The sequence below is a fragment of the Pseudoduganella violacea genome, assembly GCF_014191875.1.
In the GTDB taxonomy this organism is placed as follows: domain Bacteria; phylum Pseudomonadota; class Gammaproteobacteria; order Burkholderiales; family Burkholderiaceae_D; genus Rugamonas; species Rugamonas violacea_A.
Genome location: NZ_JACHXD010000028.1, coordinates 17,028 through 39,832 on the forward strand (window position 1 = coordinate 17,028; position 22,805 = coordinate 39,832).

Annotated in this window: 18 protein-coding genes; 5 read left to right on the forward strand and 13 right to left on the reverse strand. The window is 65.2% G+C overall.

The features are described 5' to 3' along the window. Positions 1-2 precede the first annotated feature (2 nt). Positions 3-809, reverse strand: coding sequence for a class I SAM-dependent methyltransferase (locus FHS03_RS27015; RefSeq protein WP_183444001.1), 807 nt, complete (start codon positions 807-809; stop codon positions 3-5). Positions 810-961: 152 nt separating this feature from the next. Further along, complete coding sequence (locus tag FHS03_RS27020) at positions 962-1,612, reverse strand: pyridoxamine 5'-phosphate oxidase family protein (RefSeq protein WP_183444002.1); 651 nt, start codon at positions 1,610-1,612, stop codon at positions 962-964. A 115-nt stretch (positions 1,613-1,727) separates the two neighbouring features. Here FHS03_RS27020 and pdxR point away from each other — a divergent pair, with 115 nt between their 5' ends. Further along, positions 1,728-3,203 (forward strand): MocR-like pyridoxine biosynthesis transcription factor PdxR, encoded by a 1,476-nt coding sequence (gene pdxR, locus FHS03_RS27025; RefSeq protein WP_183444003.1) that lies wholly within the window; start codon positions 1,728-1,730, stop codon positions 3,201-3,203. A 7-nt stretch (positions 3,204-3,210) separates the two neighbouring features. Here pdxR and FHS03_RS27030 read toward each other — a convergent pair whose 3' ends face one another. The 9 genes from FHS03_RS27030 to FHS03_RS27070 form a co-directional block, all read right to left on the reverse strand. After that, positions 3,211-5,694 carry a TonB-dependent receptor plug domain-containing protein gene (locus FHS03_RS27030; RefSeq protein ID WP_183444004.1) on the reverse strand — a complete coding sequence of 828 codons (2,484 nt, stop codon included), beginning with the start codon at positions 5,692-5,694 and terminating at the stop codon, positions 3,211-3,213. A 295-nt stretch (positions 5,695-5,989) separates the two neighbouring features. Beyond that, positions 5,990-6,748 carry a spermine/spermidine synthase domain-containing protein gene (locus FHS03_RS27035; protein WP_183444005.1) on the reverse strand — a complete coding sequence of 253 codons (759 nt, stop codon included), beginning with the start codon at positions 6,746-6,748 and terminating at the stop codon, positions 5,990-5,992. Between the two features lie 155 nt (positions 6,749-6,903). Then, positions 6,904-7,398 (reverse strand): FxDxF family PEP-CTERM protein, encoded by a 495-nt coding sequence (locus FHS03_RS27040; protein WP_183444006.1) that lies wholly within the window; start codon positions 7,396-7,398, stop codon positions 6,904-6,906. Between the two features lie 131 nt (positions 7,399-7,529). Next, positions 7,530-8,843, reverse strand: coding sequence for a sensor histidine kinase (locus tag FHS03_RS27045; protein ID WP_183444024.1), 1,314 nt, complete (start codon positions 8,841-8,843; stop codon positions 7,530-7,532). A 101-nt stretch (positions 8,844-8,944) separates the two neighbouring features. After that, positions 8,945-10,306, reverse strand: coding sequence for a sigma-54-dependent transcriptional regulator (locus FHS03_RS27050; protein WP_183444007.1), 1,362 nt, complete (start codon positions 10,304-10,306; stop codon positions 8,945-8,947). Between the two features lie 20 nt (positions 10,307-10,326). Continuing rightward, positions 10,327-11,562, reverse strand: a complete 1,236-nt coding sequence (locus FHS03_RS27055; protein WP_183444008.1) for an ABC transporter permease — start codon at positions 11,560-11,562, stop codon at positions 10,327-10,329. Positions 11,563-11,569: 7 nt separating this feature from the next. Beyond that, on the reverse strand, positions 11,570-12,883 hold the full coding sequence (locus tag FHS03_RS27060) for an ABC transporter permease (protein ID WP_183444009.1): 1,314 nt from the start codon (positions 12,881-12,883) through the stop codon (positions 11,570-11,572). Positions 12,884-12,893: 10 nt separating this feature from the next. Next, positions 12,894-13,586: an ABC transporter ATP-binding protein gene (locus tag FHS03_RS27065; protein ID WP_183444010.1), complete on the reverse strand. Its 693-nt coding sequence runs from the start codon at positions 13,584-13,586 to the stop codon at positions 12,894-12,896. Between the two features lie 29 nt (positions 13,587-13,615). Then, positions 13,616-14,884, reverse strand: a complete 1,269-nt coding sequence (locus FHS03_RS27070) for an efflux RND transporter periplasmic adaptor subunit (RefSeq protein ID WP_183444011.1) — start codon at positions 14,882-14,884, stop codon at positions 13,616-13,618. A gap of 197 nt (positions 14,885-15,081) precedes the next feature. Here FHS03_RS27070 and FHS03_RS27075 point away from each other — a divergent pair, with 197 nt between their 5' ends. Further along, positions 15,082-16,707, forward strand: coding sequence for a MutS-related protein (locus FHS03_RS27075; protein ID WP_183444012.1), 1,626 nt, complete (start codon positions 15,082-15,084; stop codon positions 16,705-16,707). On the opposite strand, the gene FHS03_RS27080 is transcribed toward FHS03_RS27075, so the two are convergent. Both FHS03_RS27080 and FHS03_RS27085 read right to left on the reverse strand, forming a co-directional pair. Next, complete coding sequence (locus tag FHS03_RS27080) at positions 16,699-18,183, reverse strand: S41 family peptidase (RefSeq protein ID WP_183444013.1); 1,485 nt, start codon at positions 18,181-18,183, stop codon at positions 16,699-16,701. The genes FHS03_RS27075 and FHS03_RS27080 overlap by 9 nt on opposite strands. A gap of 16 nt (positions 18,184-18,199) precedes the next feature. Continuing rightward, positions 18,200-19,312 (reverse strand): acetyltransferase domain-containing protein, encoded by a 1,113-nt coding sequence (locus FHS03_RS27085; protein ID WP_183444014.1) that lies wholly within the window; start codon positions 19,310-19,312, stop codon positions 18,200-18,202. A 209-nt stretch (positions 19,313-19,521) separates the two neighbouring features. On the opposite strand from FHS03_RS27085, the gene FHS03_RS27090 reads away from it, so the two are divergent. Genes FHS03_RS27090 through FHS03_RS27100 form a run of 3 tightly spaced genes read left to right on the forward strand, consistent with a single transcriptional unit; the run spans position 19,522 to position 22,776 of the window. Further along, positions 19,522-20,772, forward strand: coding sequence for an efflux RND transporter periplasmic adaptor subunit (locus FHS03_RS27090; protein WP_183444015.1), 1,251 nt, complete (start codon positions 19,522-19,524; stop codon positions 20,770-20,772). After that, a complete protein-coding gene (locus FHS03_RS27095; RefSeq protein ID WP_183444016.1) occupies positions 20,772-21,539 on the forward strand; it encodes an ABC transporter ATP-binding protein in 768 nt (255 codons plus the stop codon). Before FHS03_RS27090 ends, FHS03_RS27095 begins: the two co-directional genes overlap by 1 nt. 13 nt (positions 21,540-21,552) lie before the next feature. Continuing rightward, complete coding sequence (locus tag FHS03_RS27100) at positions 21,553-22,776, forward strand: ABC transporter permease (protein ID WP_229426466.1); 1,224 nt, start codon at positions 21,553-21,555, stop codon at positions 22,774-22,776. Positions 22,777-22,805: the final 29 nt, after the last annotated feature.

Here is a 22,805-nt window from a genome sequence, read left to right on the forward strand (position 1 = left end):
CATTACTGCTTGACGAATTTCAGCGTCATGCGGTCGCTCTCGCCGATGGCGGCGTATTTGGCGCGGTCTTCATCCTTGTTGGTGAAGGTGGGCGGCAGCGCCCACACGCCGCCCTTGTGGTCGGCCTTGTCCTTCGAATTGGCGTTGATTTCCGATTTGCCCGCCAGTTTGAAGCCCACGCTTTCGGCCAGCTTGATCACATAGGCCTCGTGCATATAGCCGGACGAGGTCTGCTCGGATGCGGGACGGTTGGCCGGCAGACGATGCTCGACCACGCCAAAGATGCCGCCCGGTTTCAGGCTGTCGTAGACGCTGGCGAACAGCTTCTTCATATTCTCGTCGCCCGACTCGGCCCAGTTATGGATGTTACGGAAGGTCAGCACCATATCGGCGCTGCCCTTGGGCGCGAAGTTGTAGACGCCGTTCTGCGGCTCGAAGGCGCCCAGCTGCACCTTGCCGAAAACGTCCGGCTTGGCGTTCAGCTTTTCCTGGAAGCGGGTGGCGTTGCGGCGCACCGCTTCGCTGGCCGAGTTCGGGGTATTGCCGGCGGCGATCAGCTTGCCCTTGTCGCGCAGGTAGGGGGCGAGGATTTCGGTATACCAGCCGCCGCCGGGGGCCAGCTCGACCACCGTCATATTCGGCTTGATGCCGAAGTAGTTCAGGGTTTCGTAAGGGTGGCGGGCGGCGTCGCGCTGCACATTGGCGGGCGTGCGCGTGCCGCTGGCGATGGCGGCTTTCAAGGCTTCGTCGGCGACGGCGGCGCCGGTAAATCCGCAGGCCAGAACAGCGGCCAGAACGTAATGCTTCATGCAGAACCTCCTTATTATTGATGCTCGGGGAGCGTTGCTTGATGTGGGTTCGGCGGCCGGGAAAACCGGCCGCCTGCGCGATCATCGGCCAAGTGCGGAGGCGGGTCAAGGGGATTCGCGGCAGGGAAGCGGCCGTCCATCCCACGGCCGTGTTACCCGGCTTCGCCGCCCCAGCGCCGCACGTAGTCCGGCGCCGCCACCGGGCAGTCGGCGGCCGGCACCGGCGCGGCCGGCACCTGCTTGAAGGGCAGCTCGCCGACCCAGGCCTGGATGCCCATGTCTTCCTCGTCGTCGTTCGGGCCGCCGCTGCGCGTCTTGCAAGCCGCCTCGTTGAGCGCGATGCGCAGCACGGTGGTGGCGGCGAATTCCTTGTCGTTGCCGCGCCGCGTCTCGTGCTGGCGGCCGGGAACCAGCCGTTCCATGAAGACGTCCATGGTGCTGCGCTTGGCCTCGCCCTCGACGATCTCGAAGCGGCCGTAAATCATGACCGAGCGGTAGTTCATCGTGTGGTTGAAGGCGGAGCGCGCCAGCACCAGGCCATCCAGATGGGTGATCGTCACGCAGCTGTCCTGTTCCAGCAGCTGCTTCACCATGCGGCTGCCGTTTGAGCCGTGGATGTACAGATGATCGCCCTCGCGCCAGCAGGCGGTGGGAATGCAGTGCGCGCCGTGCGCATCCTGGAAGGCGATATGGCAGATGTAGGCGGCATCGACGATGGCGTGCACACTGGCCTGGTCGTAGGCGGCGTAGTTGGCGCTGCGGCGGACGCGGGTGCGCTGGCTGGGGGCGGACGGCTGGTTCATTTTCTCCTCGGTTGGAATCATGGGCTTGGCGGCTTGCCAGGAAGGCACAATATAATGGCTGCCCTGGCTCTAGCAACAGGTCCAGCAATGCATAATTTTTTAGAACCACGATGCCATGGATTACACCCTGCTGATCGAAAACTTCGCGCGCGAGCACGCCCACCGCGGCTGGCCGCGCCAGCGCCTGCTGCATGAATGCCTGCGTTCGGCCATCCGCGGCGGCACGCTGGCCGCTGGCACGCGCCTGGTGGCCACGCGCACCCTGGCCAGCGAACTTGGCGTGGCGCGCAATACCGTGCTGTATGCCTACGAGCAGTTGGCCAGCGAAGGTTTCGTCACCAGCGGTAAGCGCGGCACCATCGTGGCCGGCATTGCGCCCGATGACGCGGCGCGCCGCGGCGCCGAGATTCCCCAGGTCAGCCTGTCGCGCCGGGTGCACGACCTGCGGCCGCTGCACAACGCCTCCAACCGCAGCGATGCCTTCGCCCCCGGCGTGCCGGACCTGGAGCACTTCCCGATCACGCTGTGGCGGCGCATGCTGGACCGCGCCTGGCGTGCCGCCGGTCCGGCGCAGCTGAACTACGCGGAAGCGGCGGGCGAAGCGGCGTTGCGCGAAGCCATCGCCGACCACCTGCGCGCTTCGCGCGGCGTGGTGTGCGACGCCAGCCAGGTCTTCATCACGGACGGCAGCCAGAGCTCGATGGACTTGTGCGCCCAGGCCTGCGCCGACGCCGGCGACACGGTGTGGATCGAGAACCCAGGCTATAGCGGCGCGCTGGCTTCCTTCCGTTCCGCCACGCTCAAGATCGAAGGCATTGCCGTCGACCAGGAAGGCATCGCCCCCACAGCGCGCGACTGGCGCGAACGGCCGCCGCGCCTGGTCTATGTCACGCCTTCGCACCAGTATCCGATCGGCAGCGTGCTCTCGCTGCCGCGCCGCCTGGCCCTGATCGAAGGCGCGCGCCGTGCCGGCGCCCTGATCCTGGAGGATGATTACGACAGCGAATTCCGCCACGACGGCGCGCCGCTGTCGGCCATGCAGGGACTGGCGCCTGACGCGCCGGTGATCTATCTTGGCACCTTCAGCAAGACCATGTTCCCGGCCCTGCGCATCGCCTACATCGTGGTGCCCAAGAGGCTGAGCGTGGCGATGGCGATGCTGCGCGCGCAATCATCGCTGCGCGGCCGCGGCGTGGAACAGCTGGCGCTGGCGGAATTCATCCGCAGCGGCCAATTTGCCCTGCACCTGCGCCGCATGCGCCGCCTGTACCGCCAGCGCTGCGACGCACTGGTGGCGGCCCTGCAAACTCATTTGGGCAAGATCGCCGAAGTGCATGGCGCATCGAGCGGCATGCACTTGTCGCTGCGTTTCCGCGACGCGGCCTTATCCGACGTGGAAATCACGCGCCGCGCGATGGAAGAGGGGATTTGCGTGAATGCCTTGAGCCGCCATGCGATCGGCGGCAGGACGGAATGGAATGGCTTGATGCTGGGCTACGCCCAGGTGCCGGCCGAGGCGATGGAAGGGCTGGTGAAGCGGTTGGCGGCGATCGTCCACATGGCGGCCTACGCCGCCAACCGCAAGGCTTGAACGCTGCTTAGAACACGGTGTCGAAACGGGCGTACATCGAGCGTCCGTTCACGCCGAACGGACAGGTTTCCCAGCAATACTTGAAGCCCAGTTTAGGGAAGTTGCCGCCATTGGTCCATTCCGACGGGTAGGTGTCGAACACATTGTTGACGCCGACCGTCAGGCTGGTTTTCTTGCTGAAGTTGTAGCGGCCGGTGACATCGAGCAGCCATTTGGCTTCCCAGGTCTGCAGCGGGCTGAAGAACTCGGCCTGCACCGAACCGTAGTAGTTGGCGCGCGCATTGAAGTTCCAGGGGCCGGTGCTGTAGTCGGCGGCCAGCACATGGTGGCGGCGCGGCTGGCCGTGTTCCAGCAGCGTCACTTGCGCCTTGTCGAACAGCAGGTCGCCGCTCAGCAGGCTGGATGGCGAATGGCGCTTGCTCACTTCCGTCTTGTTGAAGCCCAGCTGGCCGGACAGCACCAGGGTCGAGCCGCTGAATTTCGTGGTGTGGTCGGCCACGATGTCCAGGCCGCGCGTGGTGGTGTCGATGGCGTTGGTGAAGAACTGGGCCTGGCCGACTTTGAGCGGGATCAGCACATTGGCGATCGGGCCGCCGCCTTTCTCCGGCTCGATCACGCTGGAGAACACGATGCGGTCCTTGATCTTGATCTGGTACAGGTCGGCCGTCAGCGACATGTTCTGCGCCGGGCGCAGCACCATGCCGACGCTGGCGTTGCGCGAGGTTTCCTCTTTCAGCGGCTTGATGCCGAGCGCGTTGGTGACGGCGCTGTTCTGGCGCGCGGTCAGGGTTTCGGTCAGCGAGCCATCCACATTCAGGTTGGTCGAGACGGAGCTGTAGAACTCCTGCTGCACGCCCGGCGCGCGGAAGCCGGTGGAAGCGCTGGCGCGCAGGCCGAACTGCTTGGAGGGGTCCCAGCGCGCGCTGATCTTGCCGGTAGTGGTGTTGCCGAAGTCCGAATATTTTTCGTAGCGCACGGCGCCGGCCAGCAGCAGATTCGGCACCGGACGGTATTCGGCGTCCAGGTACAGGGCGATATTGTGGCGGCCATTATCGACAGCGGTGGCCGGGGTGTAGCCGGGGAAGCCCTGGGTGCCCGGCGGCGCCATGGAGCCGCTCGGCGTGAGGATTTCCTTCTTCGGATCGTTGCTGCGGCCGAACTGGTAGGACACCGGATCGCCGGCGACGATCTGGTAGTTATCCTGGCGGTACTCGAAGCCGGAGGCAAGGAAGATTTCCGCGCCGCCCACGTGCACCGGACCTTTGATATCGAGGTTCAGCGTGGTCTGGTCGAACTTCAGCGTGCCGGTATCGGCTTCCAGCGGCGACGCGCCATACACCTTGCTGCGGTCGAACGTGCCGGGCGGTATATTCGCCCCGGGCAGCGGTTCATAGAAGTAGCTGACGTTGATGGTTTGCTTTTCATGGAAACCCAGCTCGCTGCGGCCATGGTTGATGCTCAGGTCGAGCTTCCAGTCCTTGGGCAGGTCGCGCCGGTAGCCGAAGGCGAAGGACAGATCCTTGACCGTGGTGCGGATATTCGGCAGATAGCCGTTCGGATAGACTTCCGGCACCATGCGGTTGTCGCTCTTGTCGAGGATGCCGCGATAGAAGCCGGCCGAATCGCCCTTGCGCTTGGAGACGCCGCCGAAGGCGTAGAACTCGCTCTCCTTGTCGATGGGCAGGCCGGCATTCCACCACAGGTACGCGTCCTTGGCGTCGCTGTCGCCGATGCGCTGGGTCACGCGTGGCGGATCGGCGCGCAGGATGTCGATGCCGGCGCGGTTGGTTTCGCCGCGCTTGCGGCCCTCGGCCGTCAGATTGATAAAGCCGCCGTCCTGGCCCAGGGCAAAGCCGCGGTTCACGCTGCCCGAATACAGGTCGCCGTCGCCTTCCTTGGTGGTGCCGATGGTGGCGCTGACGGCGGTTTCGCCGACATTCGATTTCAGCACGATATTGATCACGCCGGCGATGGCGTCCGAGCCGTATTGGGCGGCGGCGCCGTCGCGCAGCACCTCGATATGGTGGATGGCCGACAGCGGGATGGCGTTGATGTCGGTGCCGGCCGAACCGCGGCCCACGGTCTGCTGCACATTGACCAGCGCCTGCTGGTGGCGGCGCTTGCCGTTCACCAGCACCAGCAGCTGGTCGGGGCCGAGCGAGCGCAGGGTGGCGGGACGGATGATGTCGGTGCCGTCGCTGATGAAGGTCGAGGAGAAGTTGAAAGAAGGGTCCAGCGTCTGCAGCAGCTTGCCCAGCTCCAGCGGCCCGGCCGTCTGCATATCCTTCATATTGATCAGGCCAACCGGGGACGAGGTATCGAGCGCGGTCTTGGCGGTCGAGCGCGAACCCAGCACGACCACGGTCTGATTGTCGCCGGACGCGGGCGGCTGGGACTGGGCGAAGGCCTGGCTACAGGCCAGCAGCAGGGCGCTGGCCAGAAGGGTGCGTTGGAAGGGGGCGGACAGCTGGGGCGTTGGTGCTTTCTTCATGGACCGTTCTCTCATGGTTTTATTGAACAAGGGGAAGCAAGCGGTGGACTGATCGACTGTCAGTGCCGAGGAAATACTACAGTGGGGGATGGGAGGGCGAGAAGGCGCGCGCAACAGTGCTGTTGCGTTATATGCACTTTACGCAATATTTCGTGATTTATACGAAGAAATGCCGTATTCTCAACGGCGGATCGCCATGATCCTCGTCAAAACGGTCTGCTGTTTGCGGCGTTTACGCGACAAACCATGGCTGAGCTGAGAAATGCCGCCGGTCTTAGATCGGCGGAAATTTTTGTTACTCTTGGTCCAGCATCCACTCTTTCAAGCCGTTGACCCAGGACTTGGCGGGCAGGTTCATGCTCTTCTTAATGGCGCCGGCGCGCTCGTACAGCACGCTGAAATCGAGCGAGGGCGCTTGCTTGAAGGCGATCACCACGATATTCGCGTCGTGCACCTCGGGCAGCCACACCACCGCGTCGAACACCAGCTCCATGGCCTGCAGGTTCTTATCGTAGTTGGGGAAGTCGCCGAACACATTGGTGGTCATGATGCCGTCAGCCGTCAGGCTGTCGTAGCAGGCCTGGTAGAACTCGGGCGTGTCGAGCACCGGGCCGCGCGCTTCCTCGTCGTACAGGTCGACCTGCAGCACGTCGACGCTATTGCGGTTGGCCGGATTCATGACGAAGTCCAGCGCATTCATTTCCAGCACGTTCAGGCGATCGTCATTGGGCGGCAGGCCGAACAGGGCGCCGCAGATGGCGATCACGTTCGGATTGAGCTCCACGGCCGTCACGCGCGCCTGCGGGAAGCGGTGGTAGCAGAACTTGGTCAGGGCCGAGCTGCCCAGGCCAAGTTGCACGATATGGCGCGGCTGCGGCAGGAACAGCATCCACATCATCATCATCTGCACGTATTCGAGTTCGATGGCGTCGGGCCGCGCCAGGCGCATCGCGCCCTGCACCCAGGAGGTGCCCAGGTGGAGCGAGCGCACGCCCTCGAATTCGGTGATGGTGGCGGGAGGGTGGCCGGGCTGGTCGAAGCGGAGTTTCTGCATGGCCGGCAGTTTACCAGCTAAGAGCCGAGTCCGGGTCCACCGTGGTGCCTGGCACCAAGGTGGACACGGGCTGGGCTGTTGGGGCGAAAAAAAGGGACGCCGTAGCGTCCCTTTTTTGGGAGAGGCGCCGCAGCGCCCCGTGCCGTCAGGCTGGATTAGCCTTGCTTGCGGCGGCGTGCCAGGAAGGCCAGCACGCCCATGCCACCCAGCATCATGCCGTAGGTGGTTGGCTCTGGTACTGGTGCGGCGACCAGGTCCAGGGTGCCGGAGTAGCTGGCGGCGCCTTTCGAAACACCGGAAACCACCAGGGTCAGCACGCCGTCGAAGCCGACGTTGTCGAAGCTGGCGCCCGAGTACTTCTTGATGTTTTCCACATCCAGGGAGATGCCGTTCAGCGTGGCGCTGGTGAAGTCGATGTCGGTGCCGAAGGCGGTGAAGTTGGTGAAGAAGCCAGCTGCCAGACCTTTACCGTTGTAGCCTTTGAAGGTGAAGGTGTCGGTGAACAGGCCGTTCACGTGGGAGGTGCCGAAGTCGGTGGTGAACTTGACTGGGCCGCCGGTCAGGTTGACGTCTTTGTTGATGTTGTCCGCTTGGGCTGCGCCCACGGAAGCCAGCAGAGCGGCTGCGACTGCAATTGCTTTGAAGTTCATTTAATTTCCTAACAGAAATGATTTATTGTTGCAATACTACTTTCGAGGCGCAAAGGTACGCTATCACCGTGATATTGTCAATATTTTATTGACTATTGATTCCAATAGGAATGGTATTTCCTGGTGGCAAATCAGGCTGGCGGCAGCGGCAAAATCAAGGTGACGGCCAGGCCGCCGCCCTCGCGGTTGGCCAGCGCGATGCGCCCGCCATGGGCTTCGGCGATCTCGCGCGCCAGCGCCAGGCCCAGGCCCGTGCCGCTGCGCTTGGTCGAATAGAAGGGCACCAGGGCATTGGTCAGCACCGCCTCGCTCATGCCCGGCCCGCGGTCCAGCACCTCGATGCGGACCAGCCCCTGTACGCGGCGCAGGTCCAGCGCGACGGCGTCTGGCGCGGAACCCGATTCATGGGCGTTCTTCAGCAGATTCAAGAGCGCCTGTTCCAGCTGCGCCGCATCGAAGCAGCAAGGCTCGGCGGGCAATTCGCCCAGCAGCTGGAATTGCACCTGCTGGCCCAGGCGCGCCATGAAATGGGACCAATCCTGCGACTCCAGGCGCGGCGCCGGCAGCTTGGCAAAGCGCGCATAACCGAGGATGAAGCTTTCCAGATGGCGCGTGCGCTCCTCGATGGTGCCGAGGATTTGCGGCAGGCGCTCGGTCTGCCCGCGCCGTACCAGCTCGGCCCCGGAGTTGGCCAGCGAGGTCAATGGCGCCAGCGAATTGTTCAGTTCATGGCTGATCACGCGGATCACCTTTTTCCACGTCTGCACTTCCTGACGCCGCAGCTCGGACGTCAGCTGGCGCACCAGCAGCAGTTCGTGCTTGCGTCCATTCAGGCTGAAGCCGCGCCGCGCCAGGTGGAATACTTCCTCCTCCTCGCCTTCGCCGCTGGTAAACAGGCCGTCGCCGCCGCGCGCCAGCGCGTCGCCCAGGGCGGGCGCGCTGCGCGCCAGGATGTCGGCCAAGCGGTGGCCTTCCAGCCGCTTGCCCTCGTTCAGCAACTGGCGCGCCGCGATATTGGCGAACACCACCTGCTGCGCCTCGCGCAGCAGCAGCATGGCGACCGGCGTGTTCTGCACCATGGTGTCGAGCAGGAGCTCGCGCTGCACCAGGGCCAGACGCTGCTCGCGCAACACATCGCCCAGCGCATTATGGGCCGTGACCAGATCGCTCAGCTCATCGTTCTGCTGCCAGTGCAGGCTGAAGGAAAAGTCGCCGTCGCGGTAGGCGGTCACCGTCCCGGTCAGTGCGCGGAACAGCGACAGCATATGCTGCAACTGGGCGCGAATCGTGATGATCGACAGCGGCAGCACGCACAGCAGGCAGATGGCCAGCACCATGCCGGGATTGTCCGGCAAGAGCCGCATCAGCCCGAGCGCGATCAGGATGCCCACCGTCAGCAGGGTGGCGACCAAGGCCGTCCAGCGCGTCAGCAGCGACAGGCGCATACGGCGCCTTGCCGGCGCGACCGCCTTCCCGTCCGCTGCCGCCGCGCGCCCGGCGCCCGGCGCGGCCGGCTGTGGCGTCTCCGTGTTCTCTGGCATCGGCATCAGGCGCGGGCGATGCCCAGGCGTTCGAGGCGGCGGTATAGCGCCTGGCGCGACAGTCCCAGCTCGGCGGCGGCCTGCGCCACCACGCCGCCGGCGCGGCCCAGGGCGGCCACGATGTCTTCGCGGCTCGGCTCCGCCTCGCTGGCGGCGCTGCCCGGCATGCTGGACGCCTGGCTCGCCGTGGCGGCTGGCAGTCCCAGGTCGGCGGCCTTGATGCTGTCGCCGCTGGCCAGCAGGCTGGCGCGCGCCATCACGTTTTTCAGCTCGCGCACATTACCCGGCCAGCCATGCGCCAGCAGGGCCGCTTCGGCGGCCGGTTGCAGGTGCTTGTCCGCGCCGAGGAAGTGGCGCGCCAGCGGCAGGATGTCGGCCGGACGTTCGGCCAGCGGCGGCAGGCGCAGCTCGATCAGGTTCAGGCGGTAGAACAAGTCCTCGCGGAAGCTGCCTTGACGTATCATCGCCGGCAGATCGGCGTTGGTGGCGCTGATCACGCGCACTTTGACTTGGCGCTCGCGGTTGGAACCGAGGCGCTCGAAGCGTCCCGTCTCCAGCACGCGCAACAGCTTCATCTGCCCGGCCAGCGGCAGATTGCCGATTTCATCGAGGAAGAGGGTGCCGCCATCGGCGGCCTCGAACTTGCCCTCGCGCGCCTTGGAGGCGCCGGTGTAGGCGCCGGCTTCGGCGCCGAACAGTTCCGCTTCGATCAGCTCGGACGGCAGGGCGCCGCAATTGAGCACCACGAAGGGGCCGTCGCGCACCGCCGAATTGGCCTGGATGATTTCCGCGATGCGTTCCTTGCCCGCGCCGTTCGGCCCGGCGATCAGCACCGGCACGTCGGCGCGCGCCACCTGGCAGGCCAGGCTGACCACGCGCTCGGTGGCCGCGTCCTGGAACACCATGCCGCGCAGATCGTAGCGTTCCAGTTCGCGGCGCTGGCGCAGCTCGCCCTGGCGCAACTGCTGCAAGGCGCGGTTGGCCTGTCCCAGTTCGAGCAGGTTCTGCACCGTGGCGATCAGGCGCTGGTCGTCCCAGGGCTTGGCCAGGTAATCGGCGGCGCCGGCCTTGATCAGGTCCACCGCCGCGTCCAGATGGGTCCAGGCGGTGAGCAGGATCACCGGCAGGTCCGGATGCAGGCGGCGGATGGCGCGGAACAGGGCCACGCCCTCCTCGCCCGAGGTGGTGTCGGCCGTGAAGTTCATATCCTGCAGCACCAGGTCGATGCTGGCGCCGCGCTGCTCCAGCACGGCCAGGCCTTCGGCCGGCGAGGCCGCGTGCAGCGCCGCGATGTCATGCAGGGAAAACAGGACTTCGAGCGCCACGCCGACGGCGGCATTGTCGTCAATAATCAGTACGGTAGGCATGGCGGCAGCATAGCATCACATCAGGCGCTGCGGGTGGCCAGCGCCGGCGAAATCGAGGCCGCGCGCCAGGCCGGTCCATACACGGCGGCAATGCCCAGCAGCCAGAACAGGCCAGCCCCCGCCAGCAGATAGCCGGCCGGCAGACGTTCCATCTCGAATTTGCTGACCAGCAGATGGTTGAGCGCGAGTGCGCCCAGCAGGCCGCTGGCGACGCCGGCGCTGGTGATCATCACATTCTCGGTGATGAAATAGCGCAGGATGTCGATGCGGCGCGCACCGAGCGCGCGCCGCACGCCGATCTGCTTGCGCCGCTGCGTCACCCACAGGCTGGCCATGCCCACCACGCCGCTGGCCGTCACCAGCAGCAGCAGCACGCTGACCGTGATCAGCATCCACGCCAGCGCATGGTCGGCGCGGTAGCGGTTGGCGCGATGCCCCTCCATTGTCGTGCTCTCGACTACCACCTGCTTGTTCTCCAGCTTGAGCAGGGCTTCCTCCGCCTCCATGAGTACGCGCTCGCGCTGGCCCGGCTCGGCGCGGATGGTGAAGCGCGATCTACCCCAGCCGGTATTGCGCACCGGCGCGATGCTGGAATAGTCGGCCTCGATGCCGACCTGCGCGTTCGGCGTCTGCAGGCGCTCCACCACACCCACCACGGTGACGGCGCGCGCGGTTTCCCCTTTGCCGAAGTAGAAGGTCTTGCCGGTATAGCTGCTGGCCTCGGGCCACAGCTTCTGGCCCAGGGCGCGCGTGATGATGATGGTGTCGGGATAGTCCTTGCTGGCCGTTTCATCGACATTCCAGACATCGGCCGGCGTGAAGTCGCGCCCCTCCACCAGTTTCAGACCCCAGGTCTTGACCAGGGAGTCGCCGGAGAGATACAGGCTGGTGATCGCGGTTTTTTTGAGCTGGCTGCGGCTGTTGGTGATGCTGTTGTAATTGCCGGACTGCGACATCGGATACTGGTTCACGCGCGCCACCGACAGCACGCCGGGCACGGCGCGCAGCGCGGCGGCCTGGGCCTGCTGCAAGGCCAGCTGTTCTTCGTGGCCGCCAATTTTCAGGCTGAGCGCAAAGAGATTGAGCACATCGTTTTCGGCAACGATGCCGCTGGGGCGCGCCGATACGGCCTGGCGCACGTTCACGATATGCAGGGCGTTGGCCAGGATGGCCAGACTGAGGGCGACCTGGATCGCCACCAGCAGCGGGCCGGTCTTGTTGCGCATCAGCGCGGAGAAGATGGGACGGATTTCCATGTCAACCTTATTGGGATTTGAGCTGCAGGGCGGGCGTGACCAGGCAGGCGCGCCAGGTCGGCAGCAGGCCGGCCAGGATGGCGGCGCCGACGGCCATGGCGAAAGTGGTGAGCAGCATGGACCAATCCATGTGCGCGACCACCTTCAGCTGGTCCGAACTCTGGCCGATCAGGGTCAGGGCGCCGAGCGAGAGCAGCAGGCCGAGCACGCCGCCGGCCAGGCCCACCACGGCGCTCTCGATCAGGAACTGGTGGAAGATTTCGCGGCGCGAGGCGCCCAGGGCGCGGCGGACGCCCACCTCGGCGGCGCGCACCGAGAACTTGGCCAGCAGCAGGCCGATGGTGTTGACTAGGCATAGCAGCAGGAAACCGAAGGCCAGCCAGACCGACACGCGGCTGTCGTTGCCCACCACCTTTTGCTGTTCCAGCCACTCCATCACGTTGTACACAGTGTTCGGCGCGGCGCGTTGCAGGCGCCCCAGCTTGCGCTGTTCGGCGGCGTAGGCGTCCAGATAGTTCTGCAGGTCGGCGCGGCCGCCGGCATCGTGCATTTCGAACCAGAACTGGATCCAGGTGCATTCGGAATCGAGCAGCGCCTGGAAACCGGGATCGCGTCCCTTGCTGCAATTCATGCTGCCATTGAACGAGGCCTCATGCCGGATCGCGCTGGCGACGGGGATGAAGAATTCGTCGGCTTCGCCGAAGGCGCCGCTGCCGCCGACCAGGCGGTGGTAGCGCGGCACCGGATTCCAGGTGTCGGCCACGCCCACGATCTGGTAGGGGAAGCCCAGCAGCATCAGGCGCTGGCCCACCGGGTTGGCCTCGCCGTACAGCTTTTCGGCCAGTTGGCGGCTCAGCACCACGACGTCGGCGTTGGCCGCGTCTTCCTTCTCGCTCCAAGGCTGGCCGTGCAGGAAGGGCACCTCGAACATGGTGAAGAAGTCATGGGTGTTGGCCAGCCCCCCCACATTGAACACATTCATGTCCTTGCGCGCCGGCTCCACCGTGCCGCCCACGCCAAAGATGGCGGTGCGGCGGTCGCCGAGCTTGCTGGCCAGGAAGTTGGCGGCATCGCGGTAGCTGAGCTGGTCGTCGTTGCGCTCGTCGCCAGCGGTATAGCCCTCGGTGGGCGCGTTGTCGACCATCGGCACCAGCAGGCGTTCGCTCTTGTGCGGAATCGGATTGCCGGACATCATATGCAAGATGGTCAGGGTGGAAACGCTGGCCGCCACGCCGACGGCCAGGATCAGCACCATCAGCGCCGTCAGGGCCGGATTGCGGCGCAGATTGCGCACGCCAAGCAGGAAGTAGTATTGCAGCATGCCCATCCCCTCAAGCCACCAGCGAGGCCGATTTGCGCACCAGGTCCGACACCTGACCGTCGATGATGTGTACATTGCGCTGCGAGCGCGTGGCCAGTTCCGGATCGTGCGTCACCATGAGGATGGTCGTACCTTCGGCATTGATCTCTTCCAGCAGTTCCATCACGCCGCGCGCCATCTGCGTATCCAGGTTGCCGGTCGGTTCGTCGGCCAGCAACAGCTTGGGCGCGCCGGCCAGCGCGCGCGCGATCGCCACGCGTTGTTGCTGGCCGCCCGACAGCTCGGCCGGATAATGCTTCATGCGCGAGGCCAGGCCGACCTTGGACAGGGCTTCCTCGATGCGCAGCTTGCGCTCGGCCGCGTTGAAGCCGCGGTAGCGCAGCGGCACGTCCACATTGTCGTACAGCGAGAGGTCGGGAATCAGGTTGAAGCCCTGGAAGATGAAGCCCAGCTTCTCGTTGCGCAGGCGCGAACGGGCATTGTCGTCCAGCCCTTTGACGTTGACGCCGTCGAGGATGTATTCGCCGTCGTTGAATTCCTCCAGCAAGCCGGCGATGTTCAGGAAGCTGGTCTTGCCGGAGCCGGAAGGACCGGTCACGGTGACGAATTCCCCTTGCCTGACTTCGATCTCGAAGCCGCGCAGGGCGTGGGTTTCGATCATATGGGTGCGGTAGACTTTGCTCAGGTTTTGCATGCGCAGCATGGCGTTTCCTTTCAGTGCTGTTTCAATGTTCATTGATTGATCGAGACGCGGGCCGCGTTCTCGAAGGTTTCGGTGCCGGAGATCACGACCTTGTCGCCCTGCTTCAGGCCGCCCAGGATTTCCACGGAAGAGACGCTGGTGGCGCCCATCTTGATCGGCGTGCGCACGGCCACGCCGTCGCGCACCAGATAGGCAAAGCGTCCGCCTTCCGACTCCACGAAGGGACCGCGCTGCAGCATCAGCACATTCGGCTTTTCGTCGATCAGCAGGCGCGCCGTCACGCGCTGGTTCTGGCGCAGGCCGTCCGGCTGCCTGCCGTTGAAACGCACGCGCGCCAGCACCTGGTTCTTCACGACCTCCGGCGACAGGGCCGAGAGCTTGCCGGTGGTCTGCACGCCGGCCACCGCGATTTCGGCGCCCATGCCCAGGCCCAGATCGTTGACATAGGTTTCCGGCACTTCCAGCTCGACTTCGAGCTGCGACAGGTCGACCAGGGTCATCAGCGCCGCATTGGCCTGCACCACGCTGCGGTTGGGCACCGACAGCGTGCCGATGAAGCCATCGACCGGCGCGCGCACGGTCAGCTCGTCGACGCGGCGCTGGGCGTTCGCCAGCGACAGCTTCTGGCGTTCCAGCTGGGCGCTCTTGGTTTTCAGTTCGAGCGAGACATTGTCCTTTTCCAGCTCGGCCGCCTGCGCCGTATGCTTGGCGCGGATATCGGCCGCCACCACGGCGTCCTTGGCCTTCTGGTAATCGATCTTGGCCACCACGCCTTCGTTGGACACGCTGTTATAGCGTTCCAGCGTGCGGTTGGCCGAGATGCGGTCGATCTCGGCGGTGTCCGCCTCGCGCTGGGCCAGCAGCTTCTGCTTGCGCGCCAGGATCTGCTGGCGTTCCACTTCGGCCACCAGTTCCTGGTAGCTGGCCTGCTCCTTCTTCAGCGCGTCGCTCAGGTCGGGCGACTCCAGCACGGCCAGCACATCGCCCTTCTTCACGGTGTCGCCCGCGTGCACTTTCAGCGTGACGGTGGCTGGCGCGGTGGAGAATAGGGTGGGGCTGACGGCGGCTACGATGCGGCCGTTGACGGCGGCGTCGCGCACCAGGGTGCCGCGGCCCACCTCGGCGATGCGCAGGCGGGCGGCGCTGACGGAATGCTCGCTGCCGCGCCAGGTCTTGAGCAGGCCGGCGCTGGCAACAAGCAGCAGGACGGCGCCGCCCAGCAGCAGGGCGCGGCGGCGCGTTTTCTGGCCGCTGGGGGCGGCGATGACGGTATCTTGTCGGGATGTATCGCGGATCATGGCAGCTAAGTGTTGTAAAAAGATGATACTTGCTGATGCACAAAATGTGCCATGTCTTAAGTGTTTGATTTTATTCAGAGTCCGCCTTGTCCGCCCACTGTCCGGACAGCACCGCCGCGTCCGTTGTCCGGACGGATAGCTTGATTTTCTGGCAATCACCCCCTATCTTGTTGGCAACATTTTTTTCTGGAGCGCGGATGCTGAATAAACTGGCCGGTTGGCTGTGGGGGCGCAGCGAGGTCGTCGATTACCCCTTTATTGAGCATGACGTGGCGCGCTACCACGTCCTCACCGAGGACGCGCAGCCGGCCATGCTGGACCAGCAGACCTGGCGCGAAATGCTGTTGCCCGCGTATAGCGAACGGCTGGCATCCGGCGCCAGCATCTTCGGCCGCCAGATGCTGCATGCGCGCCTGCGCCGCCAACAGGCCTCGCCCCAGTCCTTGCAGCGCTTGCACCGCTTCGGCGCGGAGCCGGGCTTGCGCGAGCGCTTGCAAGAGCATTGCCAACCGCTGCGCCAGGCCGACGCGGAACCCAGCACCGCCTTGTTCGGCCCCGAGCTGCCCGCCACGCCGCTTTGGGCGCGCTGGCTGGGCGTGCTGCCCTACGCGTTTCTCGGCAGCGTGGCGCTGGCTTTTTTCTGGGTACCGGCGTGGATCGTCGTGGTGGCTGGCTGGCTGCTGCTGATGGCAGTGCAGGCCGTCCACCACGAGCGCGTGCAGGAATGGAACCGCGTGCTGTATAGCCTGCGCCTGATGTTGCAGGTGCATGCCGAAGTGGGCGCCGCCGCTCCGCAGCTCGTCCCGTCCGGGGCGGACAGTGCGGACAGCGCCGGCCTGGCGGCCTTCGTCCCCGCCGTCGCCCAGATCAACCGTCTGCGCCATCGCCTGGTGCGCTCCGTGCTGGAGCGCTTGCCGCTGGCGAGCGAGTATGCCAACTGGCTGATGCTGCGCAATGTGCGCCACTACTACGCCACGCGCGCCACCGTGATGCGGCAGCGCGCCTTGCTGCGCGAAAGCTTTGCGCTGGTGGCCGATCTGGATGCCGACCTGGCCCTGGCGCGCCACCTGGCGCAAACGCCGCGCCATTGCTGGGTGCAGCAGGCAGCGCCCGGCGCGCTGGCACTGGAAGCGCTGTATCATCCGCTGCTGGACGAGGCGGCGCCGCTGTCGCTGCAATTGGACGAAGGGCGCGGCGCCTTTATCTCCGGCCAGAACGGCGTGGGCAAGAGCACGCTGTTGCGCTCGATCGGCCTGAATCTGATCGCCGGCCGCGCCTTCGGCTTTTGCTACGCGGCGGCGGCGTCCTTGCCGCGGGTGGCGCTGTATTCCAGCATGCAGGGCGAAGATTCGCTGGGCGGCGGCGAAAGCCTGTACCAGGCCGAATTGCGCCGCGCCCAGGAGCTGCTGGCCCTGGGCGGACAAGGCCAGCCTGTCTTCTTCATCATCGACGAAATCTTCCGCGGCACCAACCACCTGGAATCGATTTCCGCCGCAGCTGCCGTGCTGCATGAGTTGACGGCGCGCGGCACGGTCGTCGTCTCCTCGCACAATCTGGTGCTCGGTCCCTTGCTGCAGGCGCGGTTGCAGCCCCTGTGCGTGCAGCGCGATGGCGAGCATGGCCTGCGGTTGCGCGGCGGTCTGCTGAACCAGACCAATGGACTGCGCCTGCTGTCCGAGCGCAACTTCGGCGCGGACATCGAAGCCCGCGCCGCGCGCGTATTCGACTGGCTCAGCGACTATATGGCCCATCCCGGCGATTGCAGCGGCGTGCTGGCGGACGCCGAAGCGCCGCCGTCCGCGCCGGCGCTGGCCTTACTGTGAAGCCTTGCCGCCGCCGGCACCATACTGCGTAAGCTGCTTCAACACCCAGGGCTTGAGCAGCGCGTCGTCGTGGATCGGCCCATCGAATGGCAGGCTGGGGACATACGCTGCATTGTGGGCGCGCAGCCGGTCGCGGTAGACCTTCTGCGCCACAACCAGCCGCGCCAGGCCGCTGGGCAGCACCAGCGGACGCACCTCCATATACACGGTATCGGCGCCCGTGGTTTCGCCGAGGTGGACAGCGCCCGGCAGGGTCAGCACCACATCCGCGAAATCGAGACAGGCGCTGCCGCAGCCCGACTTGGTGACGAGGGCGGCGCGCGCCTTCGACAGCGGCGCGGCCTTGTCATCGGGCGCGCTCAGAATTCCATCCTCGTCGCTTTGCCGCAGGAAGGGCTGGCCCTGCTCCAGGGCGGCTTGCATGCGCTCCGCCATGCCCGCCCAGACCCGGTAGACCGGATTCTGCTCGTCATACTGCTTGCGCAGCATCGGCAGGATGAGCTTGCGGATATGTTCCAGATTGTCGGCGCTGACCCGCCATTCGGCGTAACCATGGTCGCGACTGCGCAGCTGATTGATATACGCCTCGCCATACAGCGCGGCCAGGATATCGTTGCCCCAGGCGGAATTGCCGCCGTTGTTGCCGCGCGTGTCGAAGACCACCAGCTCCGCGTCGCGCAGGCCGGCCACTTGCTTCGTCAGTTCCTTGAGTTCCTCGATCTCGGCCGCCTTGGGCTGGAACTGCGGCAGGCGCACCCAATATTGTTTCGGACCCACTTGGGTGATGCTGCTTTTCTTGTCCATTGCCGGCCGCACGCGATCGAGCTGGTCGTAGAAGGCGTTGCGCGCGATGTCGCTCCATTGCAGCGCCACGCTGCGCGCCTGGCCGTTTACCGCGATCTGGCAGGTTGCGTATTCCGCATGCGGATGCACTTCCTCGTTCAGCAGCACGGACGGCGCCAGCTCCGTCTTGATCCAGTCCAGTTCAGGATTATTCAGGAAGGCCGGCGCCAGGTCGTCCTTGACGATGGCATTGATGGCGCGCCCGTCGCAGGACAGCAGCTCCGCACTCACCGGCACATCGGCCTGTCCGCTGTGCACGACGCGGTAGCGGCCACCCTGACGCAGTACGATCAGATTCGCCCAGCGCATGCTGCGGCTCTGGTGGTAGAAACCCAGCGCCATATGGCCGTCGGCAAAGCCGGCGATATAGCGCGCCAGCATTTTCTGTACATCGCCCAGCGAGCGCGCCTGCGCCGCCTGCGCGCTGGCTTCGGCATAGCCGCGTTCCAGCCAGGCCTTGAAGTAAGCGTTTTCCTTGTCGAGCGGACCGGGATGGTTGTCGCGGATGCTTTGCTGTACAAAATCGAGATCGGCTTTGGCCAGCGCGGACCAGGGGGCGGCGCTATCGGCCGCGCGGGCATGGGGCAGGGCGGCCAGCGCGAACACGCTGGCCAGCAGGGCTTTCTTCAGCAATTGCAATCCTTGGTCATCAGGTTTGAGGAGCGGGACGCCGGCGGCGCCATAGCAGGGTCAATCCATATATCAGCAAGAGCACGCCCAGCCAGCTGGCGTACACCACCGGCAGCGAGGGCTGATAGCCGGGCGGGAGTTGCGCGGCCACCGGTCCGCCCTGCGGCAAGCCGCCATAGCGCGCCAGCATATACAGGCCAGCCAGGAAGTGGATCAGCGCGATATGGATCACATAGAAAAACAGCGGCGTGCGGCCGAACAGCAGCAGTACGCGCGGCGGCTGAAGGCGTTCGCATAGGGCCAGCAGCGGCAGCGCGATGCCCAGCGTGACGCAGAGATAGAGCAGGGACGGCGGATATTTGTGCACGCGAAGGAAGGACATCAGGTCGAACATCCAGCCCTTGCCCTGTGGCGACCAGGGATCGGGATCGCCATACAGATTGCCGGCGCGCAGGGCGATAAACACCAGCAGCAGCACCGCGCCCGCCAGCAGCAGCCAGCGCTGGCGCCGCGCCGCCGCCCAGTGGAAGACCGGTCCCAGCGCATAGCCGGCCGCGATCAGTCCCAGCCAGGGCATCAGCGGATAAATAATGACGATGCCGAACTGCCTGGTCAGCGGCACGAAGCCGCCCTGGTGCCAGGCCAGCCACAGCACCGATTCCAGCTTCACGCCGTCGAGCAGATTGTGCGGCAGGATGAGCAGGACGGCGATGGCCGCCACCGCCGGCCGCGGCAGCCAGACCAGCAGGGCCAGCAGAAGCATGCCGGCGCCCAAGGCCCATAGTACTTGCAGAATGATGACGTTGAAGCCGAATTGCCAGCTGAAGCTGATCCAGCTCGCCTCCAGCACGAGCAGCAGGGCGCCGCGGCTGGCCAGGTAGCGCGACAGCGCCGCCGTGCCGCAAGCCTGGCCGCGCAGGAAGGCCGAGCTGCCCGCCAGCAGCACGAAGGTGGTGGCGCATAAGTGGGTGATCCAGCGGGTCCAGAACCAGGCCGGCGTAGTGCTGTCGAGGTCTTCCGGATTGAAACTGGTGGGACCGAAAAAATCGCGCGTATGGTCGAGCGCCATCAGCGCGATCACAATGCCGCGCAAGACGTCGATGGAGGCCAGCCTCGCAGGTTTGTCCATCATCTCCTCCAGAACAGCGCCTTGGCGCCATGGTTTTTCTTTTAATTTTCTTGCGGAAATATTATGGTAGTGCTAAGTTGAGTTTTGCTGCAATAACAATTTCATTCATACACGAGACTTCCGCACGCCCATCTTCATCCGTTCTTAAGCCGCAACGCCGGCGGAGCGCGGAAACTGGCGGTTTTGCGCCCATCATCATCCCATAGATACCCATGAAAATATTCACGAAGAAGCGTTTGGCCGTCCTGATTACCGCCTTGGTGGTGGTCGGTGGCGCGAGTGCGGTGTTGTTTCAAAACAAACCGGCGGAGGCGCCGCAACGTTACCGCACGGCGGCCGTGGACAGCGGCAATATCGCCCAGCTGGTGACGGCCAGCGGCACCATCAATCCGGTGGCGCTGGTGAATGTGGGTTCCCAGGTGTCGGGCACGGTCAGCGAACTCAATGCCGACTTCAACGACCGCGTGAAAAAAGGCCAGATCCTGCTCAAGCTGGAGCCGACCATTTTCGAAGCCCAGATCCGCCAGGCCGAAGCCAGCCTGGCCTCGGCCGAAGCCTCGATGCGCCTGGCCCAGGCCACCTTCACGCGCAACCAGACCCTGGTGTCGCAGAACTATGTGTCGACCTTGGCGCTCGACCAGTCCAAGCGTGAAGTCGATGTGGCCAAGGCCAATATCGAACTGGCCAAGGCCCAGTTGGCGCGCGCCCGCGCCGACCTGAATAACAGCGTGATCCGCGCCCCCATCGACGGCGTGATCATCAAGCGCACCATCGATCTGGGGCAGACGGTGGCGGCTTCCTTCAACACGCCCAATCTGTTCCAGATCGCGCGCGACCTGACCAAGATGCAGATCGACACCAATGTCTCGGAAGCGGACGTCGGCATGCTCAAGGAAGGCCAGCCGGCGCGCTTCGTGGTCGACGCCTACCCGGACAAGGAGTTCGATGCGCGCATGCGCCAGTTCCGCCTGGCGCCGAACGTGGTGCAGAACGTCGTCACCTACAACGTGGTGCTGGACGTGGACAATAAGGACGAGCTGCTGAAGCCCGGCATGACGGCCCAGGTGCGCCTGGTGGTGGGCGACCGCCAGAACGTGCTGCGCATCCCCACCGCCGCTCTGCGCTTCCGTCTCAGCGACGAAGAGCTGGCGGCCGAACAGAAGAAGCAGGCCAAGGCGGCGGCCAAGGACGGCAAGGCCGCCAGCGCCTCGGCCAAGGCGGCCGCGCCGGTGGCGGCGCCGGAAGAAGACAGCATCTCTTTCCGCAGCAAGGGCGATATCGCGCGCACCTTCAAGGTCTACCGGCTGGACGAGCATAACGAGGCCAAGCCGGTCGATGTGCGCATCGGCCTGTCCAACTTCCGCTATACGGAAATCCTGGACGGCGGCCTGAAAAAGGGCGACAAGGTCATCACCCGCAAGCTGGCGGGCGAAGGCAAGGACAACGGCGAAGGCAACCCGTAATGGCGCCCCATCTGGTAGGCGGCAACCAGCCGCTGATCGATATCCGCGCCGTGCGCAAGAGCTACTTCTCGGGCAGCGTGGAGACGCCCGTCCTGCACGGCATCGATCTGCAGGTGCCGCGCGGCGATTTCCTGGCCGTGATGGGCCAGTCCGGTTCCGGCAAATCGACGCTGATGAATATCCTCGGCTGCCTCGACCTGGCCAGCGACGGCAATTATCTGCTCAATGGCGTCGACGTGCGCAGCCTGTCGCGCGCCGAGCTGGCGGTCATCCGCAACCGCACCATCGGCTTCGTGTTCCAAAGCTTTAACCTGATCAAGCGCATGAGCGTGGCCGAGAATGTGGCGCTGCCGCTGATCTATGCCGGCGTCGCGCGTGGCAAGGCCCAAGCCAAGGCCCTGGTCGAGCTGGAAAAAGTGGGGCTCAAGGATCTGGCCAAGCGCACGCCCAGCCAGCTCTCCGGTGGCCAGCAGCAGCGCGTGGCGATCGCGCGCGCCCTGGTGGCCGATCCGCCGCTGCTGCTGGCCGACGAACCGACCGGCAATCTGGACACCCAGACCAGCGTCGAAATCATGCGCTCGCTGCAGCGCCTGAATGAGGAAACCGGCATCACCATCCTGCTGGTGACGCACGAGCCGGACGTGGCGGCCTATGCGCGCCGCCTGGTGCGCGTTTCCGACGGCCGCGTGCTGTACGACGGTCCGGCCGCGCCCGGGCTGGAACAGCTGGCCGCCAGCCACGCCCAGCAAATGCTGGCCGTCTCCTGAAAGCATACGCAAGATGATTCTTTTTCAAGTAGTGATCGAAGCCTTCCGCTCGATGCGGGCCAACCGCCTGCGCACCATCCTGACCATGCTCGGCATCGTCATCGGCATCACATCGGTCGCGCTGCTGCTGGCCGTGGGCGACAGCATGCAGCGCTTCATCGGCAAGGAGCTGGAACAGTTGGGCACCAATCTGGTCTTCATCGCGCCCGGTGGCGACCGCGCCCAGGCCCAGCGCATGCGCAACGGCGCCATGCCCTCGCTGACCATGCAAGATGCCGAATCGCTCAACACCCTGACCTCGCTGTCCGGCGCCGCGCCCGTGCTGCAAGGCAGTTTCAAGCTCACCGCCGGCAACGAGAGCACGGCCAAGACCGTGTTCGGCGTGACCCCGGCCATGTTCAGCATGCGCAACTGGCGCATCGATAAAGGCAGCGCCTTGAGCGATGCCGACGTGCGTTCCGGCGCGCGCATGGCCGTCATCGGCCGCAAGCTGGCCGACCAGTTCTTCTACAAGCAAGACCCGCTCGGCCAGTTCATCCGTATCGAGAACGTCGCCTTCCAGGTGGTCGGCGTGCTGTATGGCGAAGGACGGCAGGTCGATGGCGGCGACCTCAGCGAATACGTACTGGTGCCGATCACCGCCGCCAGCGCCCACCTGGTGCGCTCGCAATTCCCCAACAATGTGCACTACATCATGGCGCAAGGGAAATCGGGCGGCAATCTAAGCGAAGGCATCGAAGACATCAGCGAAATCCTGCGCGACCGCCACCGCATCCGCGCCGAAGACCCGGACGACTTCCGCATCGAAAATCTGGCCTCCTTCGCCGAGACGGCGCGCACCATCAGCGCCGCGCTGGCGACGATGCTGGGGCTGATCGGCGCCATCTCGCTGCTGGTGGGCGGCATCGGCATCATGAACATCATGCTGGTGTCGGTGACGGAACGCACGCGCGAGATCGGCATCCGCATGGCGATCGGCGCCCGGCCGCGTGACCTGCTACTGCAATTCCTGACCGAGGCCGTGGTGATCTGTCTGGTCGGCGGCCTGGTCGGTGTCGGTCTGGCAGCGGGAGCGGCGGCGGCCATCACCGCCACCGGCAAGTTCGAAGTCATCATCAATCTGCAGGCCGCGCTGGTCGCCTGCGGCTTCGCCAGCCTGGTCGGCATCTTCTTCGGCTACTACCCCGCCCGCCGCGCCTCCCGCCTGCAACCCGTCGACTGCCTGCGCTTCGAATAGGGCAACAGTCCGGCCCGTGTCCACCTTGG

What these genes read in the sequence shown, in the direction of transcription:
- FHS03_RS27015 (WP_183444001.1), bottom strand. Translation starts at nt 809, where the DNA reads ATGAAGCATTACGTTCTGGCCGCTGTTCTGGCCTGCGGATTTACCGGC.
- FHS03_RS27020 (WP_183444002.1), bottom strand. Translation starts at nt 1,612, where the DNA reads ATGAACCAGCCGTCCGCCCCCAGCCAGCGCACCCGCGTCCGCCGCAGC.
- pdxR (WP_183444003.1), top strand. Translation starts at nt 1,728, where the DNA reads ATGGATTACACCCTGCTGATCGAAAACTTCGCGCGCGAGCACGCCCAC.
- FHS03_RS27030 (WP_183444004.1), bottom strand. Translation starts at nt 5,694, where the DNA reads ATGAAGAAAGCACCAACGCCCCAGCTGTCCGCCCCCTTCCAACGCACC.
- FHS03_RS27035 (WP_183444005.1), bottom strand. Translation starts at nt 6,748, where the DNA reads ATGCAGAAACTCCGCTTCGACCAGCCCGGCCACCCTCCCGCCACCATC.
- FHS03_RS27040 (WP_183444006.1), bottom strand. Translation starts at nt 7,398, where the DNA reads ATGAACTTCAAAGCAATTGCAGTCGCAGCCGCTCTGCTGGCTTCCGTG.
- FHS03_RS27045 (WP_183444024.1), bottom strand. Translation starts at nt 8,843, where the DNA reads ATGCGCCTGTCGCTGCTGACGCGCTGGACGGCCTTGGTCGCCACCCTG.
- FHS03_RS27050 (WP_183444007.1), bottom strand. Translation starts at nt 10,306, where the DNA reads ATGCCTACCGTACTGATTATTGACGACAATGCCGCCGTCGGCGTGGCG.
- FHS03_RS27055 (WP_183444008.1), bottom strand. Translation starts at nt 11,562, where the DNA reads ATGGAAATCCGTCCCATCTTCTCCGCGCTGATGCGCAACAAGACCGGC.
- FHS03_RS27060 (WP_183444009.1), bottom strand. Translation starts at nt 12,883, where the DNA reads ATGCTGCAATACTACTTCCTGCTTGGCGTGCGCAATCTGCGCCGCAAT.
- FHS03_RS27065 (WP_183444010.1), bottom strand. Translation starts at nt 13,586, where the DNA reads ATGCTGCGCATGCAAAACCTGAGCAAAGTCTACCGCACCCATATGATC.
- FHS03_RS27070 (WP_183444011.1), bottom strand. Translation starts at nt 14,884, where the DNA reads ATGATCCGCGATACATCCCGACAAGATACCGTCATCGCCGCCCCCAGC.
- FHS03_RS27075 (WP_183444012.1), top strand. Translation starts at nt 15,082, where the DNA reads ATGCTGAATAAACTGGCCGGTTGGCTGTGGGGGCGCAGCGAGGTCGTC.
- FHS03_RS27085 (WP_183444014.1), bottom strand. Translation starts at nt 19,312, where the DNA reads ATGATGGACAAACCTGCGAGGCTGGCCTCCATCGACGTCTTGCGCGGC.
- FHS03_RS27090 (WP_183444015.1), top strand. Translation starts at nt 19,522, where the DNA reads ATGAAAATATTCACGAAGAAGCGTTTGGCCGTCCTGATTACCGCCTTG.
- FHS03_RS27095 (WP_183444016.1), top strand. Translation starts at nt 20,772, where the DNA reads ATGGCGCCCCATCTGGTAGGCGGCAACCAGCCGCTGATCGATATCCGC.
- FHS03_RS27100 (WP_229426466.1), top strand. Translation starts at nt 21,553, where the DNA reads ATGATTCTTTTTCAAGTAGTGATCGAAGCCTTCCGCTCGATGCGGGCC.